Below are 11,400 nucleotides of genomic sequence, written 5' to 3' on the forward strand. Positions count from 1 at the left end.
GCTACATATCCACGCGCTGGGTGCCGATGCGAGCCGCCTCTTCCGGGTCGTGCGTCACCATCAGGATCGGCACCCGCGTGGCGTCGCGCACCGCGACGATCGCGGCCATCACCTCCTCGCGCCGCGCCCGGTCGAGCGAGGACAAGGGCTCGTCGAGCAACAGGACGCGTGGATCGCTGAGCAGGGCGCGCCCGATCGCCACCCGCCGCGCCTCGCCACCGGACAGGCTGCGCGGCCAGCGATCCAGCAGATGGCCGATACCCAGCATCGCGATCGTCGCGTCCCAGTTCGCCGGCGCCGGTCCCGCCCCGTAGAGCAGGTTCGCGCGCACCCGCATGTGCGGAAACAGGCGCGGGTCCTGAAAGACATAGCCGATCCGCCGGCGCTCCACCGCCACGTCGGTGCGGGCCGCGTCGTCGAACAGCGTCTCGCCCCCGACACGGACATGCCCGCGATCGGGACGGATCAACCCTGCCACCATCTGCAACACGCTGGTCTTGCCAACACCCGACGGGCCGAACAGCACCGTCGCGCCCTCGCCGGTACGAAACGACGCCGCGATCCGCGCATCGCCGCGCGTCACCGCGACATCGACGTCAAAGGACATGCAAACCCCGCCCCATCCGCCGCGCCAGCATCTCGGACGCCACCAGCGCGATCAGCGACAAGGCGACGGAGACGCCCGCCAGCCGCCACACGATCGCCTCGCCCCCCGGCCGTTGCAGCGCCGAATAGATGGCGAGCGGCAAGGTCGCCGTCTCGCCCGGCACGTTGGACACGAAGGTGATCGTCGCCCCGAACTCGCCGATCGACCGCGCGAAACCCAGCACCGCACCCGCCAGCACACCGGGCAGGCACAGCGGCAGCGTGATCGTCCGGAACGTCCGCCAGCGCCCCGCGCCCAGCGTCCGGGCCGCCTGTTCCAGCCGCCGGTCGACGCCCTCCAGCGACAGCCGGATCGCGCGCACCGTCAGTGGCAGGGCCATCACCGCCGCCGCGATCGCCGCCCCCGTCCAGCGAAACAACACGCTGACGCCGAACCAGTTTTCCAGCCACATGCCCAGCGGCCCGTTCGGCCCGAATGCCAGCAGCAGCGCCCATCCCGTCACCACCGGCGGCACCACCAGCGGCAGGTGGACGATCCCGTCGAGCAGCACCTTGCCCGGAAACCGGCCGCGCGCCAGCACCCATGCCAGCGCGAACGCCACCGGCAGCATCGCCACCATCGCGCTGCCCCCCACCAGCAGCGACAACCGCACGATCGCCCATTCCTCCGCCGACAGCATCACCCGCCCGCTACTTCGCCGAAAACCCGTACCGCACGAAAATCCCCCGCCCCTCTCTCGACAGCAGGAAGCGCCGAAAGCCCTCGGCCTCGGGATTGGTGGAGGCTTTCAGCCGAGCGAGCGGATAGCGGATCGGCGGATGGCTGGCGGCAGGGAACAGCCCGGCGACGCGCACGCCTGCGCTCGCCCGCGCATCGGTGGCATAGACGATGCCGTAGGGCGCCGCCCCCCGCTGCACCAGCGCCAGCGCCGCCCGGACATTCTCCGCCCGCACGACGCGCGGCGCCACCGCATCCCACGCCCCGAGCCGCTGGAGCGCGGCCTTGCCATATTTGCCCGCCGGCACCGAGGCAGGATCGGCCATGGCAAGCGGCCCGCGCGCCAGCGTCGGCCCCAGCGTCCGCACCGTCAGCCGCACCGGGTTCGCCACCGGCGCCACCACCACCAGCCGATTGCCCAGCCACGCGGCGCGCGTCCCCGATGCGAGCAGGCCGCCACGGTTCAGCACATCCATCCACGCCTCGTCGGCGGACGCGAACAGGTCCGCCCTGCCCCCCGCCTGCACCTGCCGGGCAAGCGCGGAAGACGCGGCAAACGAGATGACCGGCTTCGGATGACCCTTTGCGGCCCAGGCATCCGCCGCCGCCGTCATCGACTCCTGCAAGCTGGCCGCCGCCAGTACCAGCGGCGGGCGTGGCTGCGCCGTCGCAGCCGATGCCAGCCCCAGCACCGCGCACGCCATTGCCCGCCACCACCGCATCGCACGCCCCTTTGCCGTTATATACCGCCGGATAGATTACCAGACGCGGGTCCGGCCCCAAGGTTGCACAGCTTAAGACCCAATCGGCATTTCGTTTCGATCACCGATCCCCCACCCGTTCGTCTCGAGTAGCCGTCGAGCCTGTCGAGACGGCGTATCGAGAGATCCTCGCCACGGGAGGGCACCTCTCGATACGGGCTCTCGACAAGCTCGATCCCTACGCGAGCCGAACGGATAGGGCGGATCTCAGTCAATCCAGACAATGCCCGCCCCGAAAAGGAGCGGGACGGCCCGGCTCAGTTATCGTCCCCCATGCGCAGCGCGGCGATGAACGCTTCCTGCGGGATGCTGACCGATCCGTATTCCCGCATCTTCAGCTTACCCTTTTTCTGCTTCTCCAGCAGCTTGCGCTTACGGGTCGCGTCACCGCCGTAGCATTTCGCGGTCACGTCCTTGCGCATTGCGCTGATCGTCTCGCGCGCGACCACCTTGCCGCCGATCGCCGCCTGGATCGGGATCTTGAACAGGTGGCGTGGGATCAGTTCCTTCAGCCGCTCGCACATGCCGCGCCCGCGCGTCTCGGCGGTGCCGCGGTGGACGATCATGGACAGCGCGTCCACCGGCTCCTCGTTGACCAGGATGCTCATCTTGACGAGGTCGCCCTCGCGCACGCCGATCTGGTGATAATCGAAGCTCGCATAGCCCTTGGACAGCGACTTCAACCGATCGTAGAAGTCGAACACGACCTCGTTCAGCGGCAATTCGTAGGTCGCCTGCGCCCGGCCGCCGACATAGGTCAGGTTCTTCTGGATGCCGCGCCGGTCCTGGCACAGCTTCAGGATCGAGCCGAGATATTCGTCGGGAACGTAGATCGTCGCCTCGATCCACGGCTCGCTGATCGTCGCGATCTTGTTGGGATCGGGCATGTCGGCCGGATTGTGCAGCTCGATCGTGCCGCCGCCATGCGTCAGCTCGATCTCGTACACCACGCTGGGCGCGGTGGTGATCAGGTCCAGGTCATATTCGCGCGTCAGCCGCTCCTGAATGATCTCCAGATGCAGCAACCCCAGGAACCCGCAGCGGAACCCGAAGCCGAGCGCCGCGGACGTCTCCATCTCGAAACTGAACGATGCATCGTTCAGCCGCAGCTTGGAGATGCTCTCGCGCAGCTTTTCAAAGTCGTTGGCATCGACCGGGAACAGGCCGCAGAACACCACCGGCTGGACTTCCTTGAAGCCCTCCAGTGCCGCCGCCGCCGGCCGCTTGGCATCGGTCAGCGTGTCGCCGACCCGCGCCTGCGCCACGTCCTTGATCTGCGCGGTGATGAAGCCGATCTCGCCCGGCCCCAGGTCGGTCAGTTGCTCGATCTTGGGGCGGAAACAGCCGACCCGGTCGACAAGGTGCGTCGTCCCGGCCTGCATGAACTTGATCTGCTGGCCCTTCTTCAACGTGCCATCGATCACGCGCACCAGAATGACCACGCCCAGATACGGGTCGTACCACGAATCGACCAGCATCGCCTTCAGCGGCGCATCCACGTCGCCCTTGGGCGCAGGCACCTTTTTCACGATCGCTTCCAGGATCTCGGCAATGCCGATCCCCGACTTGGCCGACGCCAGCACCGCCTCCGACGCGTCGAGACCGATCACGTCCTCAATCTCCTGCTTCACCTTTTCCGGCTCGGCGGCAGGCAGGTCGATCTTGTTGATGACCGGCACGATCTCGTGATTATGCTCGATCGACTGGTACACATTGGCCAGCGTCTGCGCCTCGACGCCCTGCGCGGCGTCCACCACCAGCAACGCGCCCTCGCACGCGGCCAGGCTGCGGCTCACCTCATAGGCGAAGTCGACATGGCCCGGCGTGTCCATCAGGTTCAGCGTGTAGGTCTCGCCGTCCGACGCGGTATAGGCCAGGCGCACCGTCTGCGCCTTGATGGTGATGCCGCGCTCCTTCTCGATCTCCATATTGTCGAGCACCTGTTCCGACATCTCGCGGTCGGTCAGGCCGCCCGTTTGCTGGATCAGGCGATCGGCCAGCGTCGACTTGCCATGGTCGATATGCGCGATGATCGAGAAGTTGCGGATCTTGTCGAGCGGAGTGGACACGGGGGTCGGGGTCTTCCTGGGTAGAGGTTTCGCCCGCCGTTAGCACCGCTCTCGCCCAAATGCCAAAAGGATGGCCTCGTGCGCCGCGAGTTTGTGCGCGCCCGAGTTTTCGCACGCCCCTCAAAAACCCGCTTGCGCCACCCTGAGCGGCTGGGTATAGGCGCGCCTCCAGCACGGACCGGCCTTCCCGAAAGGCTTCGCAAACCGGTTCGTACTCCGTCGGGGAGTAGCTCAGCCTGGTAGAGCACTGCCTTCGGGAGGCAGGGGCCGGAGGTTCGAATCCTCTCTCCCCGACCATTTAGACCCTGCAAATTCCCGGTTCACCGACACGCGAAAGACCGTGTCGGGCATGGCACGCAGCCGCAGGCCGTTCGATCGACCTGCCTCCCCGCCGAACTCAGACCCGCCGAACTCAGAACAGCGCGCGCAGGCGTTCCATCAGCGACGGGGTGGCATTGCGGCTCGCTTCATAACGAACCCGCTCTTCGGCGGCGCGGCGATACAAGGCGGTCAGCCGCTCTTCACGCGGCAAATCGGAAATCCGGATCGGCACGGAATGCGTGGCCATGTCTTCACTCCCTGGTCTATCGGCGAACCGTTCTCAAACAACGACGATGCGAACCAAAGGTTTCCGCTAAACTTACCAACGCAGATTGAGAGACGGTGAAACGCTGCCCACCCGCTGACATGATGGCGTCACCGAAGTGCGACGCCGCCGTAACAGTGAGCGCGTAGAGGCTCGTTGCGAAAAGCGCAGGGAGCCCATGATGCCGATCGACGCTGCCGCCGACATTCTCGACATCACGCCGCGCCTGACGGCTGCCCGCGCGGGCAGTCGCCGGCATTACCGCACCATCTGGATTTCCGACGTGCATCTGGGCACGCGCGGCTGCAACGCAGACATGCTGATCGACTTTCTCGACCATGTCGACAGCGACACGCTGTATCTCGTCGGCGACATCATCGACGGCTGGCGGTTGAAGCGCCGCTTCTACTGGCCGCCCGCGCATAACGACGTCGTCCGCCGCTTGCTCAAGCGCGCCCGGCGCGGCACCCGCGTCGTCTACATCCCCGGCAATCATGACGAGATGTTTCGCCAGTTTTCCGGCATGGACATCGGCGGCATCGCCATCTGTCGCAAGACGATCCACATCACCGCAGATGGCCGCCGCCTGCTGGTGCTGCATGGCGACGAGTTCGACGCGATCACGCTGGCGCATCGCTGGCTCGCCCATGTCGGCGACCATGCCTATACGCTGCTGATGATCGCCAATCGCTGGGTGAACGGCATCCGGCGGCGGCTGAACATGCCCTATTGGTCGCTGTCGAAGCACGCCAAGGCCAAGGTGAAGAACGCCGTCGCCTTTATCTCGCATTTCGAGGAGGTGGTCGCCCATGCCGCCGGCTCGCGCGGGGTGGACGGCGTGGTCTGCGGCCATATCCACACCGCGGAAATGCGCGAGATCGGCGGCATCGCCTATTATAACGACGGCGACTGGGTGGAGGGCTGCACCGCGCTGGTCGAGCATCATGACGGCCGGATGGAACTGCTCCATTGGGGTGACGAGATCGCCCGCCGCGCCGCGCCTCCCGAGGCGATCAGTGCTGCGAAAGCGGCCTGATTCCATGCGGATCGCGATCGTCACCGACGCCTGGGCGCCGCAGGTCAACGGCGTCGTGCGCACGCTGGGCGCGGTCCGGGCCGAGTTGCAGGCGATGGGCCACCAGGTCGCCATCCTCGCGCCCGACGCACACGCCTCCGTTCCCTGCCCCACCTATCCCGAAATACGCCTCGCGATCCTTCGCCCCGGCGCACTCGGCCGCCGCCTCGCCGCCACCGCCCCGCACGCGATCCACATCGCCACCGAAGGCCCGCTGGGCCTTGCCGCCCGCCGCTGGTGCATCGCCCGCCGCCTGCCCTTCACCACCGCCTATCACACGCAATTTCCCGATTACGTGTCGGCGCGCACCCGCATCCCCGCCGCCTGGATCTGGCGCTATGTCCGCTGGTTCCACGCCCCCGCCGCCGCGGTGCTGGCCTCCACCCCCGGCGTCGAGGCCAGCCTCAACGCCCACGGCCTGCCCCGCGTGCGCCGCTGGGGCCGCGGCGTCGACCTCGACCTCTTCACCCCCGACGGACCGGTCGACCCGGCGATCGCCGCGCTGCCCCGCCCCATCCACCTCTATGTCGGCCGCGTCGCAATCGAGAAGAACCTGCACGCCTTTCTCGCCACCCCCACCACCGGCAGCAAGGTCGTGGTCGGCGACGGTCCCGCCCGCGCCGCCCTCGAACAGCGCTTCCCCCACGCCCATTTCCTCGGCAGCCGCTTCGGCGCCGCCCTCGCCGCCGCCTATCGCAGTGCGGACGTGTTCGTCTTTCCCAGCCGCACCGACACCTTCGGCCTCGTCATGATCGAGGCGCTGGCCTGCGGCACTCCCGTCGCCGCCCTGCCCGTCACCGGCCCGCTCGACCTGATCGGCCCGCGTCACGGCGCCCTCGACGAAGACCTCTCCGTCGCGATCCTCCGCGCGCTTCAATGCGATCGACAGGCGTGCGCGTCCTATGGCCGGTCCTTCTCCTGGCGCCGCAGCGCGCAGGAGTTCCTCGACGCGCTCGTCCCGCTCGGAAACGCCCGCCGCGCCGCCTGATCCTCAGTCCGAAGGCTCGTCCAGCCGCGCACCGTCCAGCACCGCCCGTCGCCGCGCCTCCTCCGCCCGTTCGGCGGCGACCTCGCTCCTCGTCCTGCCGAAGCGCGCGCGATTTTCCGCCGCCGTCACCGCCGCATCATCGCGTGCCCGCCGCTTGCGCGCCTGCCGCAGGTTGACGACCTCGCCCACCGATCAGCGCCGATGGTGGCGCCGCCGCCAGCGGCGGAACAGCCCGCGTTTGGCGAACGGCTCGAACATCTCGTCCGGCCCTTCGGGGTCCAGCACCTCATTGTCGGCCAGCCATTCCTCGACCGCGTTCAGGTCGGGCAACTCGAACGGGCGCAGCGTCTTGCCTTGCCCGCGCAGCCGCTCGATCGTGTCGATCAACGATCCCGTCTCCGCGATCGTCTCGGTCACCGTCTCGACCGGACAACCCAGATGCTCGGCGATCAGGCCGTCGCGGATGCGCAGGATGCACGCGGCATGCGCATCGGTCTGCGCCACGATCGCCACGTCGCATTCGGTGTCCAGCCGCATCGACCGGTTGTTCATGTTCGACGATCCCAGCCGCAGCACCCGGTCGTCGGAAATGAGGATCTTGGCATGGCAATAGATCGGCGTGCCGCCCGCGGTGAACGGATGATACATGCGCAGCCGCCGGTGCGGATCGCGCCGGCGCAGCGCCTCCATCAGCCGCCCGCGCGCGGTATCCATCGCGATCGGCTCCAGCCAGCCTTGCGCGGTCAGCGGGTTGATGATGACGATCTCGGGCCCATCGGGCTCCTCCAGCCGCTTGACGATCGCTTCCGCAATGCGGCGCGACGCGAAATACTGGCTTTCGACATAGAGATGCCGCCGCGCATTCGCGATCTGCGTCATGAACAGCGCTTCGCTCTCCAGCACCGCCGGCTCGCCCGGCATCTCGGGCATGGTGCGCGCGATCCCCACCTCGATATCGGAAAAGTCGCTTTCCAGCCCCTCCGGCCAGCAATCGACGCCCGGCACCTCGGCCGCCATCGCCTTACCCCCCGCCGCATGCCAGCGGTCGCGGAACAGCGTGGCGAGCGCACCGACCACCGGCCCCTGCATCGCGCTGATCGCATCGTGCCACGGCTTGTAGGGAATGCCGAAGGGCCGCTTGCGATACGGCTCGTGATCGCGGTGTTCGCGCGTGTCCCAACGGTCGCCGGTCATGTCGATGCCGCCACAAAAGGCCAGCTGGTCGTCAATGATGACGATCTTCTGGTGATGCGACGCCGCGGTGGGATGATGACCGTCCAGCTTGGTATGGATACGCGGATGCTGCATCCATTTCAGGATGGTAAAGGCGGTCGATCCGCGGAACAGGGACTTCAGCGCGCCCACGTCCCAGCGCAGCAGGAAGATCTCCAACTCCGGCTCACGCTGGACCAGCGAATAGATGAAGTCGCCCAGCCGCCGCGGCTGCCCCTCGCGGTGGTCCAGCACGATGCGCGCATCGAAATCCCACCCGATCAACAGGATGCGCTTCTTGGCCTTGAGCATCGCGCGCCTGGCCAGCCGGAAATAATCATCGGCATCGATGATCACGGCCATGCGATCGGCCCGCTCGACGCGCCATACTTCCTTGCCGACCCGCATGACGTCTCCCTTGCTGCGCCCACCCCCCATGCACAAACGGGGAGCGCTCGCCAAGTCTCGCCTATCTGCATGGCATGACGGGATGATGGCGCAGGGGGCCGGGCCGAGCCGGCTAATCGGTGATCGCAGCCGCGGCTGCGCCGGCAACGGCGAACAGATTGCCGATATCGTCCCGATCGGGCCGGAAATCGAAACGCGCGGTCATCTGGCCGCTATCCGGCTCCGCCGTGAAGCCCAGGGCACGACACGCCGCCACCGTCGCATAGGTCCCGCACCGCAGATGACCATCCGCCCGCGATGACAGCGCAACGAGAACCCGACGCCCCAGATGGATGCGCAGGTCCGGTATGTCGGTTGCCCGAACCGACATCGCCGTGGGACAGCGCGCCCGCAGTTCGGCAAGCAAAGCCCCCGCACCATCGCCAGCCGCATTGGTATCCATCGTCATTTCGCCCTTGCTCCCAAGACAGGTCACGACACACCGGCAATTGTTCCCCGCCCGCAAGCAGGACGGAGCGTCACGCCGTTTGCACGTCCCCGCTCCTGACCAGATGCCGCTCTCCTGACGATCCGGATATTTTCCGGACGCGGATGCATGTTCCCCAACCGTTCTCACGAAAAACTGGCTTTCACCGTCGTGGCCGCGTAAATCCGGTGGCGCAAAGTCGGTCGCCCGGAAGAGCCAAGTCATTGAGCAGCGCGCAGGATACCCCCGCGGCCAACCGCAAGATCATCCATGTCGACATGGACGCCTTCTATGCCTCGGTCGAACAGCGTGACGATCCCGCCCTGCGCGGCCGCCCCGTTGCGGTCGGCGGATCGCGGGCGCGCGGGGTAGTGGCGGCGGCGTCGTACGAGGCACGGCGCTTCGGCGTGCGCTCGGCCATGCCCTCGTCCACTGCGGTGCGACGCTGTCCCGACCTCGTTTTCGTCAAGCCGCGGTTCGAGGTGTACCGGGCCGTCTCGCACCAGATCCGCGAGATCTTCGCGCGGTATACGCCGCTCATCGAACCGCTGTCGCTGGACGAGGCCTATCTGGACGTGACCGAGGACCGGATGGGTCTCGGCTCGGCACAGGCCATCGCCCAGGCGATCCGCGCCGCCATCCAGGCCGAAACGCATCTCACCGCCTCCGCCGGGGTCAGCTACAACAAGTTCATCGCCAAGCTGGCCTCGGACCAGAACAAGCCCGACGGCATGTGCGTCATTCCCCCGGCCAGGGGTCCCGCCTTCGTCGCCAGCCTGCCGGTCTCGCGCTTCCACGGCGTCGGCCCGGTCACCGCGCGCAAGATGGAGGCGCTGGGCATCCTGACCGGAGCCGACCTGCGCGACCGGCCGCTGCCCTTCCTGCAGGCGCATTTCGGCAGCTATGCCGATTATCTCTATCGCGCCGCGCGCGGCGTGGACGAACGCCCGGTGCGGGTCGAACGGACGCCCAAGTCGGTCGGGGCGGAGCGCACGTTCGAGACCGATCTGTCCGCCCGCGCCGACCTGCACGACGCGCTGGAGCGGGTGGCCGATGCCGCCTGGGTGCGGATCGAGCGCGCCGGGATCGCCGGGCGCACCGTGACGCTGAAGCTGCGCCATGCCGATTTCCGCACCATCACCCGCGCCCGCTCCTTTCCCCATCCGGTCGGCGACCGGCCCACGATCCTCGCCGCTGGCCGGCTGCTGCTCGATGCGCAACTGCCGGTCGTCGGCGGCGTAAGGCTGCTCGGCCTCACCCTGTCCGGGCTCACCGCCGCCGACGCGGTCGATACCGAAATCCAGCCCCGGCTACCCCTATAGGCGTAGCCCGGCTGGACGAGCGGCCGGCTTTGCGCTTACCATTCGTTTACCACGATTGGGGCGGGGCATGGGGATGTGGTTCATCGGCGCGGTGGCGCTCGGCCTTGCCGGCTATGCGCTCTACCTGGCGGGGCTGCGCCGCCACCTGGTCGAACCCAACCGGGCATCCTGGCTGATCTGGTCGTCGGCGACGGGGATCGAGGCGGCAACCTATGCCGCGGTCAATCCCGGCACGCCGCAGGCGACGATCTTTGCCCTCTCGGCGCTCGCCTGCATCCTCGTCACCCTGATCATGTGGCGCCGCTCGCGCTGGCGCGCGCCCGATGCGGGGGAAAGCCTGTGCATGGCCGCGGCCCTGGCCGCGTTGCTGCTGTGGGTCGCCTTTCGCGAAGCCTTCTGGGCGCACCTGCTGGTGGTCGCGGCCGTGCCGGTCAGCTTCTGGCCAACCTGGCGCAGCGTGTGGGAGGATGCGGAGCGCGAACGCTCCCCCGCCTGGGGATTGTGGACGATGGGCGATCTGGCGACGCTGATCGTCGCGATGCGCAATCCCGGCGGGGGTGCGGGCGAATATGTCTATGTCTTCGTCGAACTGCTCTGCCATGCCAGCATCTGGTTGATGATCGGCCTGCCCTCGATCAATCCGCTGCGCTCGCTCGGCCGCGCGGTCGGTCCGCTCCAGATCCGCGATGCCCATATCCCGCGCGGCAATCCCTTCGCCATCCGCGAAAACCATCTCGGCAAGGCAGTCTATGCCACGAGAGGTTTTGCGGAGGGCAGCAGGATCATCCGCTTCTCGGGCCCCAGCGTGCCGGCCGCGCGCGTGCCGGCGGCGCTCGCCGGTCCTGCCGACCGCTTCGTGCAGATCGCCGCCGACACCTATCTGGGGCCCTCCGGCCGGATCGACGACCTCATCAATCACAGCTGCGCGCCCAATGCCGGCCTGCGCTTCTCGGCGCACGGCGTGTTCCTGATCGCCATCCGCGCCATCGCCCCCGGCGAGGAGATCGTCTGGGATTATTCCACCACGCTGGCCGATCCCGACTGGCGCATGCCCTGCGCCTGCGGTGCGCCCGCCTGCCGCGGCGTCGTCGCGCATTTCGGCACGCTGCCCGCCGATCGCCGCGCCTGGTATCTGGAACGCGGCCTCGTCGCCCCCCACCTGATCCCGCGCGAAGCCCGCGCCGCATAG

General features: G+C 67.8%; 12 protein-coding genes and 1 tRNA gene. 5 read left to right on the forward strand and 8 right to left on the reverse strand.

What is annotated here, in order from left to right:
- Position 1: 1 nt before the first annotated feature.
- The 4 genes from NPJ82_RS11995 to lepA form a co-directional block, all read right to left on the reverse strand.
- Positions 2-607 (reverse strand): ATP-binding cassette domain-containing protein, encoded by a 606-nt coding sequence (locus NPJ82_RS11995; RefSeq protein ID WP_342657508.1) that lies wholly within the window; start codon positions 605-607, stop codon positions 2-4.
- Positions 597-1,286 carry a molybdate ABC transporter permease subunit gene (gene modB / locus NPJ82_RS12000; RefSeq protein ID WP_112380996.1) on the reverse strand — a complete coding sequence of 230 codons (690 nt, stop codon included), beginning with the start codon at positions 1,284-1,286 and terminating at the stop codon, positions 597-599. Before modB ends, NPJ82_RS11995 begins: the two co-directional genes overlap by 11 nt.
- Positions 1,287-1,296: 10 nt before the next feature.
- Positions 1,297-2,028, reverse strand: coding sequence for a molybdate ABC transporter substrate-binding protein (gene modA / locus NPJ82_RS12005; protein ID WP_342659013.1), 732 nt, complete (start codon positions 2,026-2,028; stop codon positions 1,297-1,299).
- Between the two features lie 314 nt (positions 2,029-2,342).
- Complete coding sequence (gene lepA / locus NPJ82_RS12010) at positions 2,343-4,154, reverse strand: translation elongation factor 4 (RefSeq protein WP_112380998.1); 1,812 nt, start codon at positions 4,152-4,154, stop codon at positions 2,343-2,345.
- Positions 4,155-4,374: 220 nt separating this feature from the next.
- Here lepA and NPJ82_RS12015 point away from each other — a divergent pair.
- A tRNA-Pro gene (locus NPJ82_RS12015) sits at positions 4,375-4,451 on the forward strand.
- Between the two features lie 115 nt (positions 4,452-4,566).
- Here NPJ82_RS12015 and NPJ82_RS12020 read toward each other — a convergent pair.
- Positions 4,567-4,722 carry a hypothetical protein gene (locus NPJ82_RS12020; RefSeq protein WP_160146714.1) on the reverse strand — a complete coding sequence of 52 codons (156 nt, stop codon included), beginning with the start codon at positions 4,720-4,722 and terminating at the stop codon, positions 4,567-4,569.
- Between the two features lie 196 nt (positions 4,723-4,918).
- Between NPJ82_RS12020 and NPJ82_RS12025 the strand changes: the two genes are divergently transcribed.
- Together NPJ82_RS12025 and NPJ82_RS12030 are read left to right on the forward strand one after the other, a co-directional pair.
- A complete protein-coding gene (locus tag NPJ82_RS12025) occupies positions 4,919-5,776 on the forward strand; it encodes a UDP-2,3-diacylglucosamine diphosphatase (protein WP_149680805.1) in 858 nt (285 codons plus the stop codon).
- A gap of 4 nt (positions 5,777-5,780) precedes the next feature.
- Positions 5,781-6,803, forward strand: a complete 1,023-nt coding sequence (locus tag NPJ82_RS12030; protein ID WP_342657509.1) for a glycosyltransferase family 1 protein — start codon at positions 5,781-5,783, stop codon at positions 6,801-6,803.
- A gap of 3 nt (positions 6,804-6,806) precedes the next feature.
- Here the strand turns inward: NPJ82_RS12030 and NPJ82_RS12035 are convergent, their stop codons facing one another.
- From NPJ82_RS12035 to NPJ82_RS12045, 3 genes are all read right to left on the reverse strand, one after another.
- The gene (locus tag NPJ82_RS12035) at positions 6,807-6,992 is read right to left on the reverse strand and encodes a DUF4169 family protein (protein WP_342657510.1); all 186 of its coding nucleotides are present in this window, start codon (positions 6,990-6,992) and stop codon (positions 6,807-6,809) included.
- Positions 6,993-6,995: 3 nt separating this feature from the next.
- The gene (locus tag NPJ82_RS12040) at positions 6,996-8,423 is read right to left on the reverse strand and encodes a phospholipase D-like domain-containing protein (protein ID WP_342657511.1); all 1,428 of its coding nucleotides are present in this window, start codon (positions 8,421-8,423) and stop codon (positions 6,996-6,998) included.
- Positions 8,424-8,535: 112 nt separating this feature from the next.
- On the reverse strand, positions 8,536-8,871 hold the full coding sequence (locus tag NPJ82_RS12045) for a hypothetical protein (RefSeq protein ID WP_342657512.1): 336 nt from the start codon (positions 8,869-8,871) through the stop codon (positions 8,536-8,538).
- Between the two features lie 296 nt (positions 8,872-9,167).
- Here NPJ82_RS12045 and dinB point away from each other — a divergent pair, with 296 nt between their 5' ends.
- Entirely contained in the window at positions 9,168-10,211 is a 1,044-nt protein-coding gene (gene dinB / locus NPJ82_RS12050) for a DNA polymerase IV (protein WP_342659014.1), read from the forward strand.
- Between the two features lie 67 nt (positions 10,212-10,278).
- Positions 10,279-11,400, forward strand: coding sequence for an SET domain-containing protein-lysine N-methyltransferase (locus tag NPJ82_RS12055; protein WP_342657513.1), 1,122 nt, complete (start codon positions 10,279-10,281; stop codon positions 11,398-11,400).

Origin of the sequence: Sphingomonas sp. NY01 (genome assembly GCF_038809135.1) — a bacterium.
Lineage (GTDB): Bacteria > Pseudomonadota > Alphaproteobacteria > Sphingomonadales > Sphingomonadaceae > Sphingomonas > Sphingomonas carotinifaciens.

Excerpts from the sequence above, each read along its gene's own strand:
- NPJ82_RS12040 (WP_342657511.1), bottom strand. The coding sequence starts at position 8,423 with ATGCGGGTCGGCAAGGAAGTATGGCGCGTCGAGCGGGCCGATCGCATG.
- NPJ82_RS12020 (WP_160146714.1), bottom strand. The coding sequence starts at position 4,722 with ATGGCCACGCATTCCGTGCCGATCCGGATTTCCGATTTGCCGCGTGAA.
- NPJ82_RS12030 (WP_342657509.1), top strand. The coding sequence starts at position 5,781 with ATGCGGATCGCGATCGTCACCGACGCCTGGGCGCCGCAGGTCAACGGC.
- dinB (WP_342659014.1), top strand. The coding sequence starts at position 9,168 with ATGGACGCCTTCTATGCCTCGGTCGAACAGCGTGACGATCCCGCCCTG.
- NPJ82_RS11995 (WP_342657508.1), bottom strand. The coding sequence starts at position 607 with ATGTCCTTTGACGTCGATGTCGCGGTGACGCGCGGCGATGCGCGGATC.
- modB (WP_112380996.1), bottom strand. The coding sequence starts at position 1,286 with ATGCTGTCGGCGGAGGAATGGGCGATCGTGCGGTTGTCGCTGCTGGTG.
- modA (WP_342659013.1), bottom strand. The coding sequence starts at position 2,028 with ATGGCGTGCGCGGTGCTGGGGCTGGCATCGGCTGCGACGGCGCAGCCA.
- NPJ82_RS12045 (WP_342657512.1), bottom strand. The coding sequence starts at position 8,871 with ATGACGATGGATACCAATGCGGCTGGCGATGGTGCGGGGGCTTTGCTT.
- NPJ82_RS12055 (WP_342657513.1), top strand. The coding sequence starts at position 10,279 with ATGGGGATGTGGTTCATCGGCGCGGTGGCGCTCGGCCTTGCCGGCTAT.
- NPJ82_RS12025 (WP_149680805.1), top strand. The coding sequence starts at position 4,919 with ATGATGCCGATCGACGCTGCCGCCGACATTCTCGACATCACGCCGCGC.